Genomic DNA, 25,971 nt, shown 5'->3' on the forward strand with positions numbered 1-25,971 from the left:
GTCTAGTACCTCATTTCGTAGTAGTGTCCAGAAACTCGTCCTTCTAGTAGACGAATCCCATTTTGACCTTCGGTTGGAAAAATCCGACTTGTTAGGACTTTTTGCCCCTGATTAATAAAGATTTCAAGGATGGAGTTATCCACATAGATATTAAGTGTAACATGGTCTGTTGATATTTGGCAAGAGCGCTTGGTGCCATACTCTTGGGCGTACTGAATACCTGCTTTGCTACGATCAATACTTAGTTGCCCTTGGTTTGTGTCTACACTTAATTTTAGTCCATTATGATGTTGATCAGCAAATAAAAGTAAATCAACTTTTTCTTGACTTGGAATGGTCAATTCTAGTTCATAGCAGTTGGCAGTTATATCCTTATTTTGGAAAGGCTCAGCTTGTCCACGAAGATTTCTTAAAGCTGCAACAGGGCTTTGATAGAACTGTCCATCTTTGATCCTCAATTCTTTAATCAGGCTGAGGGCTCCTTGATAATCGTAGGTATCCGTTGGGTAATCAATATCTGGTAAACCAATCCATGACACAGCTAAGGCTCTGCCATCTGGACTATTAAAGGCTTGGGTGGCATATGCTTCAAACCCAAAATCAAGATTTTGAAGGGGACCTCCGCCAAGCAGCTGTCCTGTCTCTGGATTGAAATGTTCGAAAATTTTATAGGTGTTAGGATAAATATTTTGATAATCAAGTTCCGACTTGGACAGTCCTTGTGGACTGAAAATTAAGACAGGCTTGTTATCAACAAAAATTAAATTCGGGCATTCGATCATGTATTCGGTGCCAGAACCGTCAAAATCTAGGTTTGCAACAAATTGCCAGTTATCCACATGATTGTCCACAGCTTTGTAAAGTTTGATTTTTCCATTTTGATTTAGGTCTTGTGCCCCAATAATGGCATAAAATTGCCCTTGATAAGGAAAGATTTGTGGGTCACGAAAATGTTCCGTAACATCATCGGGCTGCTCAATCAGAACACGAGGAAGTTTTTCAATTCTTCCTTTTTTATCCATCCAGGCTCCGACCTGTAGAGGAGTTCTTATCCAGTTGTTGTCACGCACATTGCCAGTATAAAAAAGAAAAAGTTTATCGTCAATTGCATAGGCAGAGCCAGAGTAGGCTCCGTGACTATCGTGGGCATGGTCTGGTAATAGTCGTGTCTCGGTCTCAGTGAAATGAACCAAATCTGTGGAGGTCGTGTGCACCCATTGTTTCAGACCATGTGCAGCCCCATAAGGCCAGTTTTGATAGAAAAGATGGTAGCAACCATCAAAATACGAAAAGCCGTTAGGGTCATTAAGGAGTCCAGTCTTTGCTTCAATATGAAAGTGGCTGCGCCAAGGAGACTGTGCAACCCTTTTTGTAATGGCTTGGTAGTCTTTTGTGCCCCACTCCTTGTAGGGACGATAGCGAATTGCTTTTGGTAAATCCATTGGAAGTCTCCTTACTTTTGCAATTATCTTTAATCAATATACTAAACGTTTTCTCCCTAAAAATCAATATTTTTTATTGAATAAAAAATAAAATATGTTAAACGCTTGACATAAAAAATATTAGTGTTAAAATGATAGTCAAGAAGTGAAGCGGATTCACTACAGTTGGTTGAAGGGATTCTAATAGCAAAGCTGGTAGAATTTGCTGGGGATTGACGCTAAATGAATAAAAGGAGACTTTGTCGGCATGGATAATCGTCAGATTGCAAATGAAGTTATTGAGGCTCTTGGTGGTCGAGAAAATGTAAGAAGTGTTGCCCATTGTGCAACTCGACTTCGTGTTATGGTTCATGATGAGGAAAAGATTGATAAGGAAAAAGCTGAGGCTATTGACAAAGTTAAAGGAGCTTTTTTCAACTCTGGTCAGTACCAAATGATTTTTGGTACCGGAACAGTTAATAAGATTTATGATGAAGTGGTTGCTCTTGGTTTACCAACGTCATCAACTGGTGATCAAAAAGCAGAAGCGGCTAAACAGGGGAATATCTTCCAACGTGCAATTCGTACCTTTGGGGATGTTTTTGTGCCAATCATTCCAGCTATTGTAGCAACAGGTCTCTTTATGGGGGTTCGTGGGTTGGTCACTCAGCCGGCTATTATGGCGTTATTTGGTGTGCACGAGTATGGGGAAAACTTCCTCATGTACACGCGTATCTTGACAGATACAGCTTTTGTTTATCTGCCAGCCTTGGTTGCATGGTCAGCCTTTAGGGTATTTGGTGGTAATCCTATTATTGGTATCGTCTTAGGATTGATGCTCGTGTCAAATGAATTGCCAAATGCTTGGGTAGTTGCTTCAGGTGGTGATGTCAAACCATTAATGTTCTTTGGTTTTGTGCCCGTTGTTGGTTACCAAGGAACAGTTTTGCCAGCTTTCTTTGTTGGTTTGGTAGGTGCCAAGTTAGAAAAATGGTTACACAAAAAAGTGCCAGAAGCACTTGATTTGCTAGTAACCCCATTCTTAACCTTTGCCATTATGAGTGCTTTAGGTTTATTTGTCATCGGTCCAGTTTTCCACTCTCTTGAGAATCTCGTTCTTGCTGGAACACAGGCTGTTTTACGGTTGCCATTTGGAATTGCCGGTCTCGTTGTCGGTGGAATTCAACAGTTAATCGTGGTAACAGGTATTCACCATATCTTCAATTTTTTGGAGGCGCAGCTAATTGCCAATACAGGAAAAGATCCCTTCAATGCTTATCTGACAGCGGCGACAGCCGCCCAAGCCGGGGCAACCTTGGCTGTTGCTGTGAAAACAAAATCAGTCAAATTAAAAGGTTTAGCTTTTCCATCAACCTTATCAGCGCTTTTAGGAATTACTGAGCCGGCTATTTTTGGGGTTAATCTTCGTTATCCAAAAGTTTTTGTTTCCGGTCTTGTTGGTGGTGCTATCGGAGGTTGGGTTGCTGGACTCTTTGGCATTGCAGGGACCGGTTTTGGAATTACGGTATTACCAGGAACCCTTCTTTATCTGAATGGGCAACTCCTTCAATACCTTGCTACCATGCTTGTTGGACTTGGGATAGCCTTTGCCATTGCTTATACTTGGGGTTATCACGATGAGGAGGTTCTGCCTTTGCAGACCGTTGAAACAAATCAGACCGTAGCAGATGTGGCAGAGACGACCTCCGTTGAGGAAACGCTGTATAGCCCTATCGGTGGAACTGTTTTAGCCCTTGCGGATGTTTCTGATCCCGTCTTTTCTTCAGGTGCTATGGGACAAGGTTTTGCTATTAATCCTGAAGGGAATATTCTGTATTCACCTGTAGATGGAAAGGTTGAAATAGCTTTTGAAACGGGGCATGCCTACGGTCTTAAATCAGACAAGGGTGTAGAAATTCTTATTCACGTCGGTATTGACACAGTCTCTATGGATGGTGACGGTTTTGAACAAAAAGTTAAAGCTAATCAAAACATTAAAAAAGGTGATGTCCTTGGTACATTTGATCTTGCTAAAATTACTGCAGCAGGTCTTGATGCGACCACCATGCTTATTGTGACAAATGAGGCAGATTATCACGACATTCAGGTTCTTGCCCAAGGAAAAGTAGCTGTCGGTGATCCAGTTGTTCTTGTGAAATAAGTTAAAAAGTTAATTTGTCAACTTTCCAGATTGAAGAAAAGGTCATCTCGGACAATTTCTTCAATCTTTTTTCATTTTTAAATTTGAATGATGTCTAAAATGTAAGAGCAGAAGTGACTCTTGTGAACTGCTGCTAACATTTAGTCTTATCAAACCAAAAGTGCTAGAAGCACAATTTATTGGCAAATGAATTTGCAAGTTTATCTACAATGAAAAATTACTTTGTCGCCTTTTGGTAGTCTAGAAAGACTATTGCCCCCTCTTTAGTTGGTCAAAGCAGCGGGCTTATATAGTTGCCATTTGCACCCTGTTTTCAAAAAAAGTGTAAGGATGGGCATCGTGAAATTGATTGGCATATAATATCAAGATTTACTAGAATGTTTCCTAAAGTAAACTGGTATTCATTGCCTATGGTTTTTGTTATAATAAACGTAAGATTGTTCCATGGAGGATGAAGAGAAAATGGGTAAATTATACGGAAGTATCGAGGCTGGCGGAACAAAATTTGTTTGTGCTGTTGGTGACGAAACATTTAGGGTTGTTGATAAAATACAATTTCCAACAAGAACACCTGAAGAAACCATTAAACAAACCATTGCTTATTTTAAAGCGTTCGAGGAAGATTTGGTTGGTATCTCTATCGGTTCTTTTGGACCAATTAATATTGATCAGGCATCAGAAACGTATGGCTATATTACGACCACTCCCAAGCCGGGCTGGGCTAATGTGGATTTATTGGGACAGATTTCAGCAGCTTTTAAGATTCCTTTTTACGTCACCACAGATGTGAATAGTTCTGCCTACGGTGAAGTGCTTGTTCGTCCTGGTGTAGATAATCTTGTTTATTATACTATTGGAACAGGAATCGGTGCGGGAGCTATTCAAAAAGGAAACTTTATTGGTGGTTTAGGGCACACAGAAGCTGGTCATGCTTATGTGATGACACATCCTGAGGACCTGGCGCAAGGTTTTTTGGGTGTTTGTCCGTTCCATAACGGGTGCTTAGAAGGGATGGCAGCAGGACCAAGTCTTGAAGCTAGAACAGGTATCAGAGGGGAGCTAATTACCCAAGAAGCAAGTGTTTGGGATATTCAAGCATTTTACATTGCTCAGGCAGCTCTTCAAGCGACCATGCTTTATCGCCCGCAAGTTATTGTTTTTGGTGGAGGTGTTATGGCACAAGAGCATATGGTGGTGCGTGTGCATGAGAAGTTTACAAGTCTTTTGAACGGATATTTGCCAGTGCCAGACTTAAACGATTATATCGTGACACCGGCTGTTGCTGGGAATGGCTCTGCTACTTTAGGTAATTTTGCCTTGGCTAAGCTGGTTTCAGAAGGGTATTAGGCAAGTTATTTTTACGCAGCCAGAAAAAAATAACACACAGGAAATTGGAACATGCTATAATAAGTGAAGAATAGTATCAAAATGAAATGAGGAATATTATGCCAGAACCATTATTTCTAAAATCAACGTTGCATGACAGAATTTGGGGTGGGACTAAGTTGAGAGATGTCTTTGCTTATGATATTCCCACCGAAACAACAGGTGAATATTGGGCCATTTCTGCCCATCCCAACGGGGTTTCTATTGTTACCAATGGTCGTTATCAAGGTGTACCTTTAAACAAACTTTATGCAGAAGAACCCGCTTTATTTGGTAATCCTAAAGAAAAAGTTTTTCCTTTACTAACCAAGATTTTAGATGCCAATGACTGGTTAAGTGTTCAGGTGCACCCTGATGATGCTTATGGACTTGAACACGAGGGTGAGTTGGGAAAAACAGAATGCTGGTATGTTATTTCGGCTGAAGAAGGTTCAGAAATTGTTTATGGACACAATGCTTCGTCTAAAGAGGAGCTTCGTGCGATGATTGAAGCAGGGGATTGGGATGATTTGCTGACTCGCATACCAGTCAAGTCAGGTGATTTTTTCTATGTTCCAAGTGGCACCATGCATGCAATCGGAAAAGGGATCTTGATTTTAGAAACCCAGCAGTCATCTGATACCACTTATCGGGTTTATGATTTTGACCGTAAAGATGCCAATGGCAATTTTCGTGACCTTCATATTGAAAAATCCATTGATGTCTTAACCATCGGTAAACCTGAAAATAGTGTTCCGGCGACGATGATTTTGGATCATTTGGTTGCAACAACTTTCGTATCAACACCGTTTTTTACGGTCTACAAATGGACAACTGACCAAATGGTTGACATGAGACAAGCAGCTCCGTATCTCTTGGTCAGTGTTTTGAGTGGTCAAGGCAAACTTTATGTTGATCAAAAGGTCTATGAGATAGATAAAGGCGTGCACTTTATCTTACCAAATGATGTGAAATCATGGGCATTTGATGGCCAGTTAGAGATGATTGTTAGTCACCCAAATCGCATTATTTAGAATAATTACAATTAAATAAAGAGAATAAGAGGCACTTGGGCTTCTTTTTCTTCTATAATCTTTACCACGACAAACACATGAAGAAAAAAATTATCATGATTTTTCCGAAAAGGGGAATTATGTTCTGAAATGCAGAAAACTCCTTTGATTTTTACAGAAAGCATCGTTTTCTAATTAAAACTTTAGGAAGAAAACTATTTCGGCAACTTTATATATTCATAATTAAATGAAGCCTTAAACTTGCAATAGCTTGTTGCTGTTTTCATTGTTTTTCAATAAAAGATTTTCTTCGTGCGTTTGTCGTGAATCTTTACCATCATTTCTTGAACTGACTGTTTATTTATGTTAAAATGAAATGATTAGACGATCGAAAGGAAAGAGAATGGCCAATATTCTACGCAAAGTCATTGAAAATGACAAAGGCGAACTAAGAAAATTAGAAAAAATAGCAAAAAAAGTAGAATCTTATGCAGACCACATGGCGTCATTGTCAGATAGAGATCTACAAGCAAAAACACCTGAATTTAAAGAACGTTATCAAAGGGGAGAAACCCTTGAACAACTGCTTCCAGAAGCCTTTGCAGTTGTCCGTGAAGCTTCAAAACGTGTCCTAGGACTTTACCCATACCGTGTTCAAATTATGGGGGGAGTTGTTCTTCACAATGGTGATGTTCCTGAAATGCGTACTGGTGAAGGGAAAACGCTGACAGCGACGATGCCTGTTTACCTAAATGCCCTTGCTGGTGAAGGGGTTCATGTTATCACCGTCAATGAGTACCTTTCTACGCGTGATGCGACTGAAATGGGTGAGGTTTATAGTTGGCTTGGACTTTCTGTTGGGATTAACCTTGCAGCCAAATCACCGGCTGAAAAACGTGAGGCTTATCTCTGTGACATCACTTACTCAACCAACTCTGAGGTTGGGTTTGATTACCTTCGTGATAACATGGTTGTTCGTCAAGAGGATATGGTGCAAAGACCACTTAACTTTGCCTTGGTCGATGAAGTTGACTCTGTCTTGATTGATGAAGCAAGAACACCGCTAATTGTATCAGGTGCTGTGAGTTCTGAGACAAATCAACTCTATGTCCGCGCCGATATGTTTGTTAAAACCTTGGATTCGGTAGATTATGTGATTGATGTGCCAACCAAAACGATTGGTCTTAGTGATTCAGGGATTGACAAGGCTGAAAGTTATTTCAACTTGAACAATCTGTACGATATTGAAAATGTGGCTTTGACCCACTTTATTGACAATGCTCTTCGTGCCAACTATATCATGTTGTTAGATATTGACTACGTGGTTAGCGAAGATGATGAGATTCTTATCGTTGATCAATTTACAGGGCGTACCATGGAGGGTCGTCGTTTCTCAGATGGTTTGCACCAAGCGATCGAGGCCAAAGAAGGCGTTCGGATCCAAGAAGAATCAAAAACTAGTGCTTCAATCACCTACCAAAACATGTTCCGCATGTATAAAAAATTGGCAGGGATGACAGGTACGGCTAAAACAGAAGAAGAGGAATTCCGCGAAGTTTACAATATGCGTATTATTCCAATTCCAACAAATCGTCCAATCGCTCGTATTGATCATACGGATTTGCTTTATCCAACCTTGGAGTCTAAATTTAGAGCAGTGGTTGCGGATGTAAAAGCACGATATGAAAAGGGACAACCAATCCTTGTTGGTACAGTTGCTGTTGAAACAAGTGATTTGATTTCTCGCAAATTAGTGGAAGCAGGCATTCCTCACGAAGTGTTAAATGCTAAGAATCACTTTAAAGAAGCGCAAATTATTATGAATGCTGGTCAGCGAGGTGCGGTTACGATTGCAACCAACATGGCTGGTCGTGGTACTGACATTAAACTGGGTGAAGGGGTTCGTGAACTTGGTGGGCTTTGTGTTATTGGTACAGAACGTCATGAGAGCCGTCGTATTGATAACCAGCTTCGTGGTCGTTCAGGGCGTCAAGGTGATCCAGGGGAGTCACAATTTTATCTCTCGCTTGAAGATGATTTGATGAGGCGCTTTGGATCGGATCGGATCAAGGCTTTCTTAGATCGCATGAGACTTGATGAAGAAGACACGGTCATTAAATCAGGTATGTTGGGGCGTCAAGTGGAATCAGCGCAAAAACGTGTTGAGGGGAATAACTACGATACCCGTAAGCAAGTCTTGCAATACGATGATGTGATGCGTGAGCAACGTGAAATTATCTACGCTAACCGTCGTGATGTTATTACGGCTAACCGTGACCTTGGTCCAGAAATTAAGGCAATGATGAAACGCACCATTGAGCGTGCCGTTGATGCTCACTCACGTAGCAATCGCAAGGAGGCGGTTGATGCTATTGTAGCCTTTGCACGAACTTCTCTTGTTCCAGAGGAGTCTATCAGCGCTAAAGATTTTCGTAACTTAAAATATGAACAGATTAAAGAAAAGCTTTACCAAAAGGCACTTGCTATCTATGAGCAACAGCTGTCTAAACTTCGTGATCAAGAGGCCATTATTGAATTTCAAAAAGTGTTAATCTTGATGATTGTTGACAATAAATGGACTGAGCATATTGATGCTTTGGATCAACTACGTAATGCTGTGGGACTTCGTGGCTATGCTCAAAATAATCCTGTTGTTGAATACCAAGCAGAAGGGTTCAAGATGTTCCAAGACATGATTGGTGCCATTGAGTTTGATGTGACACGTACCATGATGAAAGCACAGATTCACGAACAAGAACGTGAACGTGCAAGTTACCATGCCACAACAACAGCCACTCAAAATATCAAGTCACAACCAATGAGTGACGAGATGGATTCATCCGTTGATTTTTCAAAAGTGGAACGTAATGCGACTTGTCCATGTGGCTCAGGTAAAAAATTCAAAAATTGTCATGGACGTAGAACTTTCTAAATGAGATCACGTTGAGATGACAAGATAATGACAATTGACAGGAAGCTGAGAATTATTCTCGGCTTCTCACTGTTTGGTTTTTGATCTAAAGAACAGATAGAGGCTGGCAAAGAATAATATGATTGTTGGACATGGCATAGATTTACAAGAACTTTCAGCCATTGAAAAAGCTTACCAGAGAAACCCACGCTTTGCTCAAAAAGTGTTAACAGACAAAGAATTTACCATCTTTAAGACTTTTCCTTACAAACGTCAAATTAGCTATTTAGCTGGGCGATGGTCAGGCAAAGAGGCCTTTTCAAAGGCTATGGGGACGGGTATTGGTCACATTACTTTTCAGGATATTGAGATATTAAATGATGAAAAGGGACAACCTGCTTTGACAAAATCCCCTTTTATGGGAAAGAGTTTTATCAGCATTTCACATAGCGGGAATTACGTGCAGGCAAGTGTTATTTTGGAGGATACCAAATGATTTCAAGCATACATCGCCCAACAGTTGCTAGGGTGGATTTACAGGCAATTAAGGACAATGTTGTTAATATTCAAAAGCATATTCCTACAGGAACAAAAACTTATGCGGTGGTTAAGGCTAATGCCTATGGTCATGGTGCGGTACAGGTTTCAAAATCCCTCTTGGATCATGTGGATGCCTACTGTGTGTCAAATCTAGACGAAGCTTTAGAGTTGCGTCAGGCTGGTATTAATAAAGAAATCTTAATTTTAGGTGTTCTTCTGCCAAGTGAGTTACAACTGGCAATGACTTACCAAATCACCATTACGGTGGCTAGTTTAGATTGGTTGGAAATTGCAAGGACAATGGCACTAAATTTAGAGAAATTGAAGGTTCATATCAAAATTGATTCAGGTATGGGGCGTATCGGCGTTCGTTCATTGGAAGAAGCAGATCAGCTAATTGCTGGTTTGCAAGAAATGGGGGCTGATGTGGAAGGTGTTTTTACACACTTTGCCACAGCAGATGAAGCAGATAGGGTTAAATTTCAGCAACAGCTAAGCTTTTTTAAAGAATTGGTTAGCCGACTTGCGGACAAGCCTCGATTAGTACATGCTAGTAATTCAGCAACTAGCCTTTGGCATAGTGATACCGTTTTTAATGCCGTCCGTCTCGGCATTGCGATCTACGGTCTAAATCCAAGTGGTTTTGAGTTAGCTCTACCGTTTCCTTTAAAAGAAGCTTTATCTTTGGAGTCTGTTTTGGTCCATGTGAAAAAAATTTCCGCTGGAAATACGGTTGGTTATGGGGCTACCTATGTGGCTGAGCAGTCAGAATATGTAGGAACACTCCCAATTGGTTATGCAGATGGTTGGACAAGAGATATGCAGGGCTTTTCTGTCCTGGTAGAGGGACAATTCTGTGACGTTATAGGTCGTGTGTCCATGGATCAGCTAACTATCCGCCTTCCTAAAGCTTACCCACTTGGAACAAAAGTAACTTTAATTGGGAAAAATCAGCAGGAAGCGATTTCTACAACGGATGTAGCCAGTTATCGTAACACTATCAATTATGAGGTGCTTTGTCTCCTTAGTGATCGCATTCCTAGACTGTATTAATCTAATAATGCAAAAATACACCTTATTTCTGCTTAATGCTATAATAAAGTGCAGAATATTAGAAAGAAGAAACTAATTACGACATGAATAAAAAGAAGTTTTTAAGGGTTGTCATGTTGCTAAGTCTCCTAGCGCCGAATGCTGGAAGCCTAACTGTGTTAGCACAGGATGTCAGTCAACCCATAGCTGAATCGACAAGTAGTGTTTCCAAAGAGCAAGAGGCTACAGGAAGTGAAACTAAGGCAGAAACGAATCAAATGGGAACTGGTGATCAATCAGCCGATGACACTCCGACTCAATCTAATCAGGGAAAACCACTTGAACCTGTTCAACCAGATTCAAAAGATAAAGAAAGTCAATCTGAATCGTCTATAGTCCATTCAGGTAGTCAATCACAGTCTCCAACTGACCAAATCCAGCCCAAAGTTCCTCAAGTTGGTATTTCCTCCACTCAACCAGCTTCTAAGGAATCAGAAGTCACTCCCGCTCTTTCCCCTTTACTTCCTTTGGCATCAAGTCTGACATTGGATATGCCGGTTGTGTCGTCCGTTAATACCTATGCGGCTTATGTGGAGCATTGGAGTGGTAAAGATGCTTACACGCATCATTTATTGTCGCGTCGTTATGGCATCAAGGCAGAGCAAATTGATGGTTTCTTAAAATCAAAGGGAATTGCTTATGATAGCAATCGTATTAACGGTGCAACGCTGCTACAATGGGAAAAAGAAAGTGGTTTGGATGTGCGTGCCATTATCGCCATTGCGATGTCTGAAAGTTCATTGGGAACCAAAGGTGTTGCTACCTTGCTTGGTTCCAATATGTTTGGTTATGCGGTCTTTGATTTGGACCCTGCTAAAGTCAGAAAATTTAATGACGAACTAGCAATTATTAAGATGACTCAAGAAACAATCATTAAAAACAACAATACAAATTTTGCCCTTCAAGATTTGAAAGCTACGAAATTTTCCTTGGGTCGGTTGAATTTTGCGGTTGATGGTGGTGTTTATTTCACAGATACGACTGGTAGTGGCAAGCGTCGGGCACAAATCATGGAAGATGTGGACAAGTGGATTGATGCTCACGGTGGAACACCGCCCATTCCTGAAGCGTTGAAAATGCAATCATCATCAAGCTTTGCGTTAGTGCCAGTTGGCTATAAGGTATCTAAGAGTTACGATGTTTTGAGCTACCAAGCAACTAGCTATGCTTGGGGGCAGTGTACCTGGTATGTATATAACCGTGCCAAAGAATTAGGGTATCAGTTTGATCCTTTCATGGGGAATGGTGCTGATTGGAAGCACAAAGCAGGTTATAAACTTTCAACAACACCAAAAGTTGGCTATGCTATTTCCTTTGCACCAGGGCAAGCAGGTGCCGATGGTGTTTATGGTCATGTCTCCATTGTTGAAGATGTCAGAAAAGATGGCTCTATTCTTATTTCAGAATCAAATGGTATTGGTTTAGGCAAAGTGTCTTACCGTACATTCACCGCCCAACAGGCGGAACAATTAACCTATGTCATTGGAAAGAATAACCGGTGATTATATTTCTTGGGATCCAACTCTCTTTAGTGAGGGCTGGGTCTTTTTCATTGCAATAAGGAGTGCTTACTTTTAAAAAGTGTTTCTAAAATCTTCTTGACAAAGCTATGACAAAGTGATAAATTAGGTGCAGTTAATTAAAAAATTAATTTATTTATAAAAAATTCAGAAAGTTGATCGAAAATGAAAAAAGCCGGCAAATATGCCATTTTGGCAATATCAGCCGTAGTTCTTGCTCAGTCTGTCCCGGTAGTTAAGTCTGAAGGGCATTTGGCACAGTCACAGCTAGTTACAACGGTTAAATTAAATCAGGATATTTTATTGTTTGAGGAAATTGGACCTTATGCGGATAATTCAGTCGGGAAACAATACTATAAAAATATTGAAAAGATTATCATTGATAAAGAGACCTATGTAAAAAGTTTAGAAGGTGACCGTCGTTTTGAGATTAATTACCAAGGAATCAAGATCAACGCTAAATTAATCAAAGATGGTAAGCATGACTTGATTATTGTTAACAAAAAAGATGGTGGAATTTTAGTGACATTTGAAAAGAAAGGCTCAAATGTTACTTTTATTTCTGCTAAAAGTCTGGAGACCACTGATGATTTTGAAAAAGAAAGTAAAGAGGGTTCTGATAGGAAAGCAACTGAGAAACAGTTGGCTAAATCTGCTGAAAAAGTTGAAAAAATAGCTACAGGTGTCAAAGAACTATCTCTTATTACTAAGCTAGTTGAAGAAGACGGAGCGATTTTATTTCCAGAAATTGACCGCTATTCTGATAACAAACAAATTAAGGCTTTAACCCAACAAATCACGCAAATTAAAGTCAATGACACACTTTATCAGGATTTGATTTCAGATCCTGTTAAGGATACTTCAGGATGGGTTTCCAATATGAAAGGGCTCTACCTTGGGGCAAAAGCGTTTAAAGAGGGGGATAATACCATTGTCATATCATCAAAAGGTTTTGAAGACATTACAATTACGGTTAATAGAAAAGCCGGCAAATACCAGTTTGTATCTGCCAAGCAAAAACAAGGCAAAGATCTTGAAGGGGAAAGCAGTGTCATTCATTCACTTGAAAAGGCTATCAAAGAAGCAGATGCTATTATTGCTAAGGAGACAAATAAAAGCTTAGTCAAAGAGTTATCTGAAAAATTACAAGTTATCAAGGAGTCTTACCGTGATGTTAAAGAAGAACGCTTGTTGAAAGAGGCTTATCGTCTCTTGATGGATACCATCAAAGCTTACCAATCAGCCGACTTATCAATCACAAACCTAGCGGCAGGCACTTATACCCTAACGTTTAAAGCAAACAAGGAAAACACAGAAGAAACATCAATGCTTCAAGGTGCTTTTGATAAAAAAGTTAAATTGGTCGTTAAAGAAGATGGCAAGATGGAAATTTCCATGCTTAATACAGCGCTAGGGGAATTCTTGATTGATTTTTCAGTTGAAAGTAAAGGGAAGTTCCCGACCTCTGTCCGCCGTCAAATTGGTAAGCGTAACATTAATAATCATTATCTCCGAAGTGAATTCACCATGCCCATTGAAGATTTGGATCAGCTGCACAAGGGTGGGGTTTTAGTATCTGCTATGGGTGGTCAAGAAAGTGACTTGCATCGTTATGAAAAGTATACCAAGCTGGATATGACTTTTGCCAAAAAAGTGACCAAAGATTGGACAGGTTATCAAGCGGAAATTGATGATAAGGAAAAAGGGGTTGGTTCAGAACGTCTTGAGAAAGTTTTGGTTAAACTTGGCAAAGATTTAAATGGGGATGGCAAAATGTCTCCAGATGAATTGGCACAATTATCTGGGGAATTGCATCTTGATCATTATGATTTGACAGACATTTCTCTGTTAAAATATGCGAAAAATGTGACGGAATTACATCTAGAGGGCAATCACATCTCGGATATTCCCAAAGAGACTTTTAGCCAAATGAAAGTTCTTCGATTCTTGAACTTGAGAAATAATGACTTGACGCACTTGGATAAGGAGTGCTTTGCTCATAATAGCCAATTAAGAGAATTGTATTTGTCAAGTAACTTTATGCCAACCTTGGAAAAGGGGATTTTTAAAGAACTGAGCCAGCTGACTCAACTAGATCTCTCTAAGAACCGTCTTACGACCATTAGTGATGGGGTGTTTACAGGACTTTCTCAGGTTACATCACTTGGTTTAGCAGAAAATAATCTAGAAGAAATTTCTGAAGCAGCTTTGTTACCGTTAAAATCACTTAATTTTATCGACCTGTCAGAAAACCGTCTGTCCTTGTTGCCAAAATCCCTAGGTGACTTAAACAAGTTAAGGACTATTGTTGCGAGCCATAATCAGATTGTCAGCATTGATAATGTTGCCTTTAGTCAACTGCCAGAGTTGGCGACAGTGGATCTGGCAACGAATGAAATTTCAAAGCTTCCAAAGGATGCTTTCAAGGCAAACAAGAAGTTGGCTAAGTTAGATTTGTTCAACAATTTGCTGACCCAGGTTGATGAATCAGCATTACCAGACGTTAAAAAACTCAATTTAGATTTGAAATTTAACCAGTTAGGTCAAATTAGTCCTAAAATAAAAGCGCTTATCGGTCAAAATAAGATAACGCCACAAAAAAATGTAGCAGGTATCAAGGCATCTCTAAATGGCTCACAAATTGCTTATCACCAAGATCTTAGCCTTTTAGACTTGTATTATTGGGAGCAAAAGACCAATTCTGTCATGGATAAAGAAATTACCTCTACTGAGGATTATCAAAAATTCTTGAAAGAAAAGGAATCAGATACGGTTTCTTTGTTAAACGAAATGCAAGCTGATTGGAGTATTGCTATACAACTGCAAAAGAAAACATCAGATGGTCGATATGTTACGGTTAAAGAAACGATTTTGACATCGGATCCAAAAGATCAGCTTGATGGAAACCTTGATGTTAAGGAAGAGGGGATTTATCGTGTTCGCAAATCTTTGTTAACCAAGAGAGGTGCAGCTAAGAAAGAACATGTTTACCTTGTTTCTAATGATGTGACGGTTACAGAAACTCAGCTTGGTCATTCTGAAAAACAAGATGGTCTAGATAGACATCATCTAAAAGATGGGCTTTACTACTTAAATGCTAAACTACTGAAAACCGATTTAATATCAGAATCCATGTCAAACAAGGCTATTAATCATCGTGTTGCCTTGGTTGTTGAGAAAGGTATACCTTATTTAGAGGTTGAATTCAAAGCGATGGCAGTTGGTAAGTTAGTGGGTTATTTAGGGGAATTGAGTTATTTCTTGGATGGGTATCAAAGAGATTTGACAGGTAAGCCGGTTGGTCAAAAAGAAAAAGCCGAAGTTATGTCTTACTTTACAGATGCTACTGGTGCCCCTCTTGTGGATGCTTACGGGAAAAATTATCCTAGGGTTCTTCGCATGAAGTTGATAAAACAAGCGAGAAAAGATGGGATAGTTCCTCTTCAAGTTTTTGTCCCTATCATGGATGCTATTTCTAAGGGCTCAGGTCTCCAAACGGTCTTTATGAGTCTTGATTGGCAAAGTTTGACGACAGATAAGGCTAAATTAGTAGCACCAACTGACTCTCAAAAAGAAAGTAACTCTAACTCAGCCAGTCAATCTGCCGGTAAAAATAAAGGACCAGTCACCAATGGACCATCCTTTGGCTCAGGGGCTACGAGTTTGACCGATTTATTGGCTAAGAAGCCATCAGCTAATTCTGATAAAGGAGAACTCTCTAAAAAAGGGGATACGGATAAGACGGACAAATTAAAAGCTTTAATTTCTGCGCATCAGTCATCAGGGACTGATCAAAGGTCAAAAACAGGTCTTAAGGCTAAAGCTGATGATAAGGGACGTCAAACAAGCAAATTACCAAAATTTAAGGATGGTGCCAACCGCTATCATTTGATGATTGGGCTATCCACTTTTATTATTGTAGCTGTAGGTCTAGTCCTTGGAAGAAAGAAATTATTTTAACGAGAACTTTGTTAGCATTCAAACAGATTATGAAAGAAAATAGCTGACAACAGGCAAAAACATGCCTATTTCTGACATGCTGCAAAGTTTGATTTGGAGCAGTTGGAAGATAGGTGTGTTTTTCGCGTGTATAAGGTTATTCGATGGGCAGGAGTTTCAGTAATTAAGTGCTGTCCATTAGAGTAGATTGGTCTATTGAAAGATAAAAAACAGAAAATAAGAGGAAGATATGACAAAGGCAGTAATAAAACAAATTCTGCAAGGGGTAGGCTTAGCAGTTCTATGTTTTTCGGTGATGGTAGGGCAAGTCTATGCGGATAGTGGAAAAATTTATAGCTGTTTGATTCAAAGGGATTATCGTCACCCTATTTCCGTTCAAATTGAAGACAGTGGCGGTCAGAATGCATTTGAAATTGGTCAGGGAATGGTGGAAGGAACGGTCCATGGTAATGGCATGTTAGAGGTTTCTGATTCGGGAAATATGGTCTTGACTTTTCGCATGCGTTTGGCGGATTTTTCAGGAAATTATCATTTTTGGGTGCAACCTGGAGGAAGAGGTGATTTTCAACCAATCTCTTATAGCGTTACTCACCTTGGTTCGGATTCTAATGGAACTACCAAAGATATTTCCATTAGCCTATCGGATGTGAATACCGTTATTCGAGGCACCATGTTTGTTGAGCCGATGGGGAGAGAAGTTGTTTTTTATTTATCTCTTGCTGGGCTTGAAGAAGGGTATACAGGTGATATGCTACCTCAACTTGTGACTGAGGAGGGGAAATTGCAAGGAACTGTAAATAAGGAAGTTGTCAATGGTGGAGTAATTGATGATAAGAAGGATACGGACCAGGAAACAACAAAAAAACAAGCCGATAAATTAATCTCAAAATCAACGGAGAAATCTAGTCAGTTCGCTAAAAAGATTAATGGTAAGAATGCTTCTAAACTTGGATTGACAACCTCTCTAGGACAAAAAAAGAAGGTGATCCAAAAGAATAACCAAGTGCCGGTTATGAGTTACTATCTTCCAACCCTCCTATTACTGTCCTTAGGAGCAATCTTATATGTCAAGAAAAAGAGAAAAAAAGATGACAAAACGATGTAAATTGATTGGCTTAGTGTTGGTGACGATGTTTTTGACAGCTTGTGTTAATCAACACCCGAAAGCTGTGAAACAGGCTCATAAAGAAAGAATTGTAGCGACTTCTGTTGCAGTAGCTGAGATTTGTGACCGTTTAAACTTAGACTTGGTTGGGGTGTGTGACAGTAAACGTTATACCTTGCCCAAGCGTTACGACGGTGTGAAACGGGTGGGATTGCCAATGAATCCAGATATGGAAGTGGTGGCTTCTTTGAAACCGACTTGGATTTTGAGTCCAAATTCCTTGCAAGAGGATCTGGAGCCGAAGTACCAGCGATTAAACACAGAATATGGTTTTTTGAATTTAAGAAGCGTTGAAGGGCTATATCAATCTATTGATGATTTAGGGAAACTCTTTCATCGTCAAAAAGAGGCAGAGCAATTACAGCAAGAGTACCGAGATTTCTATCGAACTTTTCAAGTGAAACGCCAGAGGAAGAAAAAACCAAAAGTGCTAATGTTGATGGGGTTACCAGGGAGTTATTTGACAGCCACCAATCAATCCTATATTGGCAATCTCTTGGAATTGGCAGGAGGTGAAAATGTTTACCATTCGGATGATAAAGAATTTTTGCCCGCTAATCCTGAAGACATGCTGGTAAAAGAGCCAGATCTTATTTTACGCACAGCACATGCGATTCCGGATAAGGTCAAAACGATGTTTGATAAGGAATTTGCTGAAAATGCGATTTGGAAACATTTTGAAGCGGTTAAAAAAGGTAAGGTCTATGACTTAGACAGTGATCTTTTTGGAATGAGTGCTAAATTGAATTATCAAGAAGCCTTAATCACTTTGGCTAAGTTCTTTGATCAGGTAGGAGATGACAAGTAAGATGACACAACATGATTTTAGAAGTGACTACGTTTTATTAGCCAAAAAGCGCTTAAAAAGAAAACTCTGTGTCATCTTTTTGGTGTGTGCCTTAATCACCTTGATTGGGCTAGCCCTTTCTATTGGAGGGTTATCTGTATCTTATCCAGCTATTATCAAGGGTTTGTTTATTGCCTATGATCCTCAAGTTGCTCTCATTTATGATTTGCGGTTCCCAAGAATAGTCATTGCTTTATTGGCAGGGGCTGGGTTATCTGTTTCCGGTGTTATTTTTCAAGCTGTTTTGAAAAGTCCAATTTCTGATCCGGCTATTATCGGTGTTTGTAGTGGTGCCAGTTTTATGGTTTTATTATCCAGTCTGTTATTTCCCCAACTACTTCTTTATGGACCGATCTTATCTTTTTGGGGAGGTTGTGTTTCTTTTTTCTTGATTTATGGTCTGGCTTGGAAAAAAGGTCTAAAGCCTATCCGAATTATTTTGACCGGCATTGCCATTAATGCCTTATTTATGGGGCTATCGAATGCGTTAACCAGTTTTTCAGTTGCGACTAGTCCAGTGGTCAAGACATTACTTACAGGAAACATTAGCCAAAAGACATGGGCAGATGTTAGTGTCTTGCTTCCTTATACTTTACTGGGCTTATTTTTAGCTCTGCTATTTTCTCAAAAATGCGATATGCTATTATTAGATGATAAGGTGATTCGTAATTTGGGAATTGACAGTAATTCATTACGTTTAGGCTTGTCTTTGGTAGCTGTTTTATTGGCATCTGTTGCGACATCTGTTGTGGGAGTGGTTTCTTTTTTGGGATTGATTGTGCCTCATATCGGTCGTTTGCTCGTTGGCAATAAACATCAGCTGTTGATTCCATTCTCAGCGCTTTTGGGAGCCTTTGTTTTCTTGCTAGCTGATACGTTAGGAAGACATCTCGCTTATCCCTTAGAAATCAGCCCTGCGATTATCATGAGTGTTGTAGGTGGTCCTTACTTTATTTACCTGTTAAGGAGGTCTGAACTCATATGACAACAAAAACAGCTCTGATTACTGTTCAAAACCTTACTTTTGGTTATGGGAAACATCTGGTTTTGAGGGACTTGAATTTTATAATTCCAAAAGGGAAAATCACTACTATTATGGGTGCTAACGGCAGTGGCAAGTCAACTCTATTAGATCTACTAACCAAGAATGCACCTTTAAAGCAAGGTCAGATTTGGTTTGGACCAGAAAAATTGACCAATATCTCCTTGAAAGCTTTTGCCAAAAAGGTAGCAGTGGTGCATCAGTACCATCAGGAGGTTGAAGGTATGCTAGTTGGTGATTTGATAGCGATGGCAAGAATGGCGAACCGTTCTTTTTGGGAACCGAGCTGCCAAGAAGATGAAGAAAAGATTGCTTGGGCACTAGATGTAACTGCTCTAGGTGCTTATGTTTACCGAGAAATACAAGACTTATCGGGTGGTGAAAAACAACGGGTTTGGATTGCCATGGCGCTTGTCCAACAAACAGATATTTTGATGTTGGACGAACCAACGACCTATTTAGACATTAACTACCAGTTGGAGATTCTCAAATTAATTAAAACCATCAATCAAAAATTAGGATTGACAATTGTTTTGGTTTTACATGATATTAATCAAGCCTTGGCTATTTCGGACCAGCTTATTGGTTTAAAAGATGGGAAAATATATGCCCAAGGACAGCCGACAGAAGTGCTAAATCAAGGGTTTATCCAAGCTGTTTTGGGCGTTGATTTACCTTTGGTTGAGAAAGATGGTAAACATTTTGTCATCACATCATTAATCACTTGATCGAATCATTTTAGAAATTAAGAGGGGAGATAGACTAACCTATATGAAAGAAACAAGAGATAATATCTCAAGAGAGAAAAAGAAAAAACTCTTGAAGCGATTACGAGAACGAATTGCCCCGAAGCGTTTTTTGCTTTACCTATCAGCCTTTTTGTCTTGGCTACAGTTTTTAATGAGAATTATTAGTTTTTACCTTATTGCCAAAGCCTTCTCAGCTTTTATTGCAGGGCAGCTTATCTCGTTGGGGTCTCTAGTTGGCTTGCTTTTACTTTTAAATGTGATCGGTTTTGCTCTTGCAATTTTAGCAAAACAGTTTCAAGGGATTGCTTCCCAATTCGCAAGAGATTCGCTAAAGCAATCTTTCTTTGACGCTTTTATTGCCTTGGATGGGCAGTTTGATACAGAATCAAGTAGTGCTGATATTTTAACCGTTGCCTCACAAGGCATTGATAGCCTAGATGTTTACTATTCTTATTACTTATCTTTGGCGATGAGAACCAAATGGAACTGCTTGACAGCCTTGCTATTAGTATTTTTGATTTATCCTTTGGCAGGCGTGGTTTTTCTGTTAGTTTTGCCGTTAATTCCCATGTCAATAATAGCCATGCAAAAACGGTCTAAGAAAATCATGACCCATTATTGGGCTTCCTATATGGATGTTGGAAACTTATTTATGGATGATTTAAAAGGACTTAACACCTTGTATTCTTATCAGGCTGCTGAACGGTATGAAAATCAATTTGTGGCAAAGGCAGAGAGTTTTCGTCAAGCAACGATGACCTTGCTAGGTTTTCAGTTGCAGGCGGTTGGCTACATGGATGCAGTCATGTATCTGGGAATTGGTTTGTCAGGATTTTTAGCGGTACAAGCTTTGGCGGCAGGGAGCTTATCTTTTTTTAACTTCCTTTTCTTTATTCTAATTGCTACAGAATTTTTTACTCCGATTCGTGAACAAGGATATGGCATGCATTTGGTCATGATGACCACCAAAATGGCTGATCGTATTTTTTCCTTTTTGGATAGTGTCCAAGAGATGCAAGATGAAAGGAATCAAGAATTAAATCCTTTTGGTAGGATTGACATCAAGGAGTTATCATGTGCTTATGGAGAAAAAGTGGTGTTTGAAAATATTACGATGAGCCTGACTAGGGGGCAATTAACAGCCATTGCAGGAGTTTCAGGTCAAGGGAAAACAAGCCTTGCTCAGCTTTTATTGAAACGTCAGAAAGCTACGTGCGGGCAAATTCTTTTTGATGGGCTTGCAAGCGAAGAAATTTCTAAAGAGCGGATCAATCAGCAGGTTCTTTATGTATCGGATCAGTCCAGCTTATTAAATCGAAGCATTTATGATAATCTGAGGTTAGCGACTAATCTTTCTAGGAAAGAATTGCTAGACTGGATTGATCAACACGGGATTTTAAGTTTTATTAATTGGCTACCAGACGGTATTGATACGCTTGTTGGAGAAAACGGAAATCTGTTGTCTCCCGGGCAAAGACAGCAGGTCATTTGTGCAAGGGCATTTCTTAGTCAACGTTCCTTGTACATTTTCGATGAAGCAACTTCTAGTTTAGATGCAGAGAATGAAAGCTTGGTTTATAATCTGTTGAATCAACTGGCTAAGAAAGCTATTGTAATTGTCATCACTCACAAAATGTCTCGATTAAAAGGAGTTGATCAGGTACTCTTTTTAAATTCCGGACAGGCTTGTCTGGGAAGCCCTCAAGAACTTTATCGCAGTCAGCCCCCTTATCGTCAATTGGTGGATACACAAGTAAGATTGGAGGCAAGCATTTATGGCTAATCGTACAAATCATACGCTTAATTTAGTAAGACGTTTACTAAGTTTGATGAAAACCTTGTTGCCTTGGATTGCTCTTGCTGTGTGTTTTGCGGTGACGGGCTTTGTTATCACTGTAAGTATTCCGACAGGTTTAACTTATCTCGGGCTTTTAGCGTTCCAAAAACAGCCGATTTCGTTGACTTTACTTTATGGTTTGATCGTCTTGGCTTTTCTACGAGGGCTTGTTCGCTACGGGGAACATTATTTTGGGCACTTTGTTGCTTTTCATAGTTTGGCTGCCTTTCGTCAGCTGGTTTTCAAAAAGTTAAGAGCCTTATCACCGGCTCATTTGGATCATCAAGACAGTGGGCATCTGCTCAAGATGATTGGAGAAGATATTGAGGCACTAGAAGTGTTTTTTGCCCACACTTTGGCACCTATTTGCACAGCGATGGTATCAGCTAGTTTTATTGTTGTTTTCTTTTGGCAAAGTAGCTGGAAGCTAGCCTTACTAGCTTTATTGACATATGCATGCTTAGCTATTATTATTCCTATTTATTTTGCCAATCTTTTACAAGTGCTGCTCAAAAATCAAAATCAGGGACGAAAAGACTATCTGTCTTATTTCTTGGAGAGTTTACGTTCTGTCAAGGATCTCTTGCAATTTCAAGCCTTGGAAGAGCAATTTCGCCTTTTAGCCACAAAGAGTAAACGCGTCAATTTTCTTGACCGTAAGGTCGCACAGGCACAATTTCTACAAATGGCATTAACCTTTTTATTGCTTGGCTTAGCTATTTTAACCTTTGCTTACCTTGTTTTTGATGGCATTCGTCAAGGGGCTCTTTCTTTTGATAACGGCTTACTTGCTTTTGTGGCTTTTACTGCTTCTTTTTCACCTTTCTTGGAATTGGGACGTTTACCTCTAGGTTTTAAACGCGCCATGAATGCTGCTAGAAATATCTTTGCACTTTTAGATGAAGAAGTGGTGGTAGATAAGGGGCAAGGGCAACTGGCTAGTTTAGAAAACATTCGTTTTGAGGAGGTGGATTTTGCTTATCCCAAGCGCCATGACCTTGTTTTTAAGGGCTTATCAGTGACATTTGAGCAAAAAGGTATTATTGGGATTCAAGGCGAATCAGGTTCTGGGAAGTCAACCTTAGTGAAATTAATCATGAAATGGTATCATTGGAAATCTGGGAATATTTTTCTTAGTGGTGTTGATAGTCATTCTTTAAGTGCATCCGATTTACAAGCTCAGATTGCCTATGTTCCCCAAGCGGCGCAGCTCTTTCAACAAACTATTCGTGAAAACTTGACCTTTGGGCGGCAAGATATTTCAGATGAGCAGATTATGGCTTTAGCAGAATCTTGCGGCATGAAAGAACGTCTTTTGGCTTGTGAACAGGGCTTGGATACTATTATCAAGGCTACCGATTTCTCAGCGGGTGAAGGGCAACGCTTAGAATTGATGCGGGCACTTTTAAAGAATGCTAGCTGTTACATTTTTGACGAACCAACATCCAATTTAGACTCCCTAAATGAAGCCATACTGATTGATCTCATCAAGAAACATTGTCAAGGAATGGTCTTTTTGATTTCACATAAACCATCAACACTGGCTTGTGCAGACCAACTGTTTTATTTGAAAAACGGTTTTCTTAAAGAGGTAAGGAAATGATGAAACATTTAAAAATGAAGGATATTATGACAACAGGTGCTTTTGCAGCTTTATATTTCATATGTGTCGGTTTAGGAACGATAGTGAGTATCTTTTTTGATCACTCCGGCAATATGCTTTATGCCCCAGCTTTTGCAGCTCTATTAGGTGGAACCGTTTATTTTCTGTTAATAGCCAAACTCCAAAAATTTGGGCCTGTGACGTTATTAGGTCTCATCATGGGGGGCTTCTTTTTCCTTAGTGGGCATTTCTTTGCAGCTATGTTTCCAAGTCTTATTTTTGGCTTTTTAGCAGATATTATTGCATCTCTTGGGAATTACAAATCCAAATGGCTTAATCAAGTCTCATATTTGGTCTTTGCCTTTGTTAATAGCGGACCGATTCTTTTGATGTGGCTACTAAAAGATGCTTATATTGATAGCCTGTTGGCACGAGGAAAAGACATGGCATACATTAATCGTGTCATGTATGAATTAACCTTTGCACATGTCAGTTGGTTTGTAGGAACGGTGCTTGTGGGTGCTCTTTTAGGTGGTTTCTTTGCTCGTTATTTATTAAGAAAACATTTCATAAAGTCAGGATTTCTATCATGAGACTTGATGTTAGGACTAAATTATTGATGTTAGGACTAGCGAATGCTTGCTTCTTTTTTCGAGTAGAGGGCTGGTTAGAAATGATGGTTGTGGGGGTTTTATGGGCGATCTTATACACCTTGGGAAAACCCCATCTATCGCTTGGTGTGGGATTGGCTTATCTGGTGATGGTTGGTTTATCTTTGGCACCATTGATAGCGTTACCTCCTTATTTTTATCGTTTGTTGACTTTTGTCTTAGTGGCAGGAAAGCTGATTTACCCTTCTTTCTTGGCGGCTTTGATTGTTATTAAGACCACAACTGTTTATGAATTGGTTCATGGTCTGCGCAAATGGCATATTCCTGAAGTTTGGCTTTTAACGTTTGCGGTTATGTTTCGCTTTTTGCCACTTATTAGGCAAGAAAGTCGAATCATTCACCGTTCTTTAAAAATTAGAGGAATTTTCTTGAACAATTGGGCTATTTTGACGAAGCCTAAGCAATATTTAGAATATTTGCTGGTTCCCTTGTTACTGTCTTTGATACGTAGTAGCCACGAGCTAACCATCGCCAGTCTAACAAAAGGCTTGGCTGTCAAAAGAGGTGCTAGCGAGTGCTTTAAATCATACCTAACATGGAAGGATTGGGGGGTACAGCTTTGGATCATCATCACCATCGCCATTATGATTGCCCAGTAATCACAGCAAAAGACTTGGCATTTACCTACTGTCATGGGCAGCAGACAGCTTGTCAAATGGCTAACTGTCAAATCACTTCAGGACAGTTGATTGTTCTTTGTGGACAATCGGGTTCGGGGAAATCAACTTTTTTAAAACTTCTGAATGGTCTTATTCCTGATTATTATGCTGGCGAATTGCAAGGCAGATTAGAGGTAGCTGATTGCCAAGCAGGTAAAGACACTATTGAAACTTTTTCTCAGTCTGTGGCTTCTGTATTTCAAAATCCGGCTAGCCAGTTTTTCTATCGGGAAGTCCAGCATGAATTGGTTTTTCCCTGTGAAAATCAGGGGCTTGAACCAAGTCTTATCATGGGACGTTTGAAAACATTGGCACAAGATTTTGATTTTCAAGACCTACTAGATAGAGATATGTTTCACCTATCTGGCGGGCAAAAACAACGGGTTGCCATTGCCACAGCAATTATGCAAGGCACAGCTATTATGGTCTTTGATGAGCCAACTGCTAATTTGGATCAAGCTGGCATAAAAGCTGTGAAAACTTACCTTGGACAGCTAAAGGCGGCAGGAAAAACCATTATTATCGCCGAACATCGTTTGCACTACTTGACGGACTTGGCTGACCAGTTTTTTTACTTTGATCAAGGACGGTTGGCAGATGTTTTGACTTCCAAAGATCTACTAGACTTGAAAGACCAAGATCGTTGCGCACTTGGTTTACGGCGTTTGGAGTTAGCTGACTTAATTCCGGCTTTAGCCGAAAAAAGTTCTAGTGACCACTATGACACGAGTCACGAGTTACAAATCAAACACTTAACCGTCAAAGCGGGTTCAAGAACGCTTTGCCAGATTGACCAATTGAGTTTTGCAGCTGGTAAGATTTCAGGCATTACGGGTCCAAATGGTCTAGGAAAATCTCAACTTGTCGCCTATTTAGCGGGGATTTTAGAAGATAAAAAAGCTTGCATTAGTTTCCAAGGAACCCCCTTATCTGCCAAGGACCGTTTACAAAAAACAAGTTTGGTCATGCAAGATGTTAGCTTGCAACTATTTGCAGAATCCGTTTTGAAAGAAGTTAACTTGGGACATGACGTCCATCCTGAAACAGAGGCAGTGCTTGAGCGTTTAGGTTTGGCAAATCTTTTGGAGAGACATCCTGCCAGTTTGTCCGGTGGAGAACAGCAACGGGTTATGATTGCAGCAAGCCTTTTATCAGAAAAAGACTTGTTGATTTTTGACGAACCAAGTAGTGGACTTGACCTTCTTCAAATGGAGACCTTAGCACATTTGCTTGATGATTTGAAAGCCCAAAACAAGGTGGTTATTCTCATCTCACATGACGAAGAACTCTTGGCAACTGTCTGCGATAGCATTTACCAAATGAAACCATAAAAGACGGATAAGAATTTTTCAAAAAGTCTAAATGCTTTTATCTGAAAATAAGTTGAAACTCTTGTATAATAGGTACAAGAGTTT

18 protein-coding genes are annotated in these 25,971 nt (G+C 39.8%); 17 read left to right on the forward strand and 1 reads right to left on the reverse strand.

The window, feature by feature from the left end; genetic code table 11:
• Window positions 1-2: 2 nt before the first annotated feature.
• Window positions 3-1,442 carry a sucrose-6-phosphate hydrolase gene (locus tag H346_RS0103665; RefSeq protein WP_027969892.1) on the reverse strand — a complete coding sequence of 480 codons (1,440 nt, stop codon included), beginning with the start codon at window positions 1,440-1,442 and terminating at the stop codon, window positions 3-5.
• A gap of 247 nt (window positions 1,443-1,689) precedes the next feature.
• On the opposite strand from H346_RS0103665, the gene H346_RS0103670 reads away from it, so the two are divergent.
• The 17 genes from H346_RS0103670 to H346_RS0103750 all read left to right on the forward strand — a co-directional run bounded on the left by H346_RS0103670 (window position 1,690) and on the right by H346_RS0103750 (window position 25,887).
• Window positions 1,690-3,582 (forward strand): sucrose-specific PTS transporter subunit IIBC, encoded by a 1,893-nt coding sequence (locus tag H346_RS0103670; RefSeq protein ID WP_027969893.1) that lies wholly within the window; start codon window positions 1,690-1,692, stop codon window positions 3,580-3,582.
• 462 nt (window positions 3,583-4,044) lie between these two features.
• A complete protein-coding gene (scrK, locus tag H346_RS0103675; protein ID WP_027969894.1) occupies window positions 4,045-4,929 on the forward strand; it encodes a fructokinase ScrK in 885 nt (294 codons plus the stop codon).
• Between the two features lie 98 nt (window positions 4,930-5,027).
• Window positions 5,028-5,981, forward strand: a complete 954-nt coding sequence (gene manA / locus H346_RS0103680) for a mannose-6-phosphate isomerase, class I (protein ID WP_027969895.1) — start codon at window positions 5,028-5,030, stop codon at window positions 5,979-5,981.
• Window positions 5,982-6,363: 382 nt separating this feature from the next.
• Window positions 6,364-8,892 (forward strand): preprotein translocase subunit SecA, encoded by a 2,529-nt coding sequence (gene secA / locus H346_RS0103685; protein ID WP_027969896.1) that lies wholly within the window; start codon window positions 6,364-6,366, stop codon window positions 8,890-8,892.
• Between the two features lie 118 nt (window positions 8,893-9,010).
• Window positions 9,011-9,367 carry a holo-ACP synthase gene (gene acpS / locus H346_RS0103690; RefSeq protein ID WP_027969897.1) on the forward strand — a complete coding sequence of 119 codons (357 nt, stop codon included), beginning with the start codon at window positions 9,011-9,013 and terminating at the stop codon, window positions 9,365-9,367.
• The gene (gene alr, locus H346_RS0103695; RefSeq protein WP_027969898.1) at window positions 9,364-10,464 is read left to right on the forward strand and encodes an alanine racemase; all 1,101 of its coding nucleotides are present in this window, start codon (window positions 9,364-9,366) and stop codon (window positions 10,462-10,464) included. The genes acpS and alr overlap by 4 nt, the downstream gene beginning before the upstream one ends.
• Before the next feature lie 83 nt (window positions 10,465-10,547).
• Window positions 10,548-12,005: a CHAP domain-containing protein gene (locus H346_RS0103700; protein ID WP_027969899.1), complete on the forward strand. Its 1,458-nt coding sequence runs from the start codon at window positions 10,548-10,550 to the stop codon at window positions 12,003-12,005.
• 183 nt (window positions 12,006-12,188) lie between these two features.
• Window positions 12,189-15,983 carry a leucine-rich repeat protein gene (locus tag H346_RS0103705; protein WP_027969900.1) on the forward strand — a complete coding sequence of 1,265 codons (3,795 nt, stop codon included), beginning with the start codon at window positions 12,189-12,191 and terminating at the stop codon, window positions 15,981-15,983.
• Between the two features lie 229 nt (window positions 15,984-16,212).
• A complete protein-coding gene (locus H346_RS0103710) occupies window positions 16,213-17,088 on the forward strand; it encodes a heme-binding Shp domain-containing protein (RefSeq protein ID WP_027969901.1) in 876 nt (291 codons plus the stop codon).
• Window positions 17,072-17,956 (forward strand): heme ABC transporter substrate-binding protein IsdE, encoded by an 885-nt coding sequence (isdE, locus tag H346_RS0103715; RefSeq protein ID WP_027969902.1) that lies wholly within the window; start codon window positions 17,072-17,074, stop codon window positions 17,954-17,956. The genes H346_RS0103710 and isdE overlap by 17 nt, the downstream gene beginning before the upstream one ends.
• 1 nt (window position 17,957) lies before the next feature.
• On the forward strand, window positions 17,958-18,980 hold the full coding sequence (locus H346_RS0103720) for a FecCD family ABC transporter permease (protein ID WP_027969903.1): 1,023 nt from the start codon (window positions 17,958-17,960) through the stop codon (window positions 18,978-18,980).
• Window positions 18,977-19,765, forward strand: a complete 789-nt coding sequence (locus H346_RS0103725) for an ABC transporter ATP-binding protein (RefSeq protein WP_027969904.1) — start codon at window positions 18,977-18,979, stop codon at window positions 19,763-19,765. Before H346_RS0103720 ends, H346_RS0103725 begins: the two co-directional genes overlap by 4 nt.
• 43 nt (window positions 19,766-19,808) lie before the next feature.
• Complete coding sequence (locus H346_RS0103730; RefSeq protein ID WP_027969905.1) at window positions 19,809-21,569, forward strand: ABC transporter ATP-binding protein/permease; 1,761 nt, start codon at window positions 19,809-19,811, stop codon at window positions 21,567-21,569.
• Window positions 21,562-23,226, forward strand: coding sequence for an amino acid ABC transporter ATP-binding/permease protein (locus tag H346_RS0103735; RefSeq protein WP_027969906.1), 1,665 nt, complete (start codon window positions 21,562-21,564; stop codon window positions 23,224-23,226). Before H346_RS0103730 ends, H346_RS0103735 begins: the two co-directional genes overlap by 8 nt.
• A complete protein-coding gene (locus H346_RS0103740) occupies window positions 23,226-23,819 on the forward strand; it encodes an MptD family putative ECF transporter S component (RefSeq protein WP_027969907.1) in 594 nt (197 codons plus the stop codon). The genes H346_RS0103735 and H346_RS0103740 overlap by 1 nt, the downstream gene beginning before the upstream one ends.
• Window positions 23,816-24,496: an energy-coupling factor transporter transmembrane component T gene (locus H346_RS0103745; RefSeq protein ID WP_027969908.1), complete on the forward strand. Its 681-nt coding sequence runs from the start codon at window positions 23,816-23,818 to the stop codon at window positions 24,494-24,496. Before H346_RS0103740 ends, H346_RS0103745 begins: the two co-directional genes overlap by 4 nt.
• Entirely contained in the window at window positions 24,433-25,887 is a 1,455-nt protein-coding gene (locus tag H346_RS0103750) for an ABC transporter ATP-binding protein (protein ID WP_027969909.1), read from the forward strand. The genes H346_RS0103745 and H346_RS0103750 overlap by 64 nt, the downstream gene beginning before the upstream one ends.
• Window positions 25,888-25,971: the final 84 nt, after the last annotated feature.

The organism is Streptococcus castoreus DSM 17536, assembly GCF_000425025.1.
Classification (GTDB): domain Bacteria; phylum Bacillota; class Bacilli; order Lactobacillales; family Streptococcaceae; genus Streptococcus; species Streptococcus castoreus.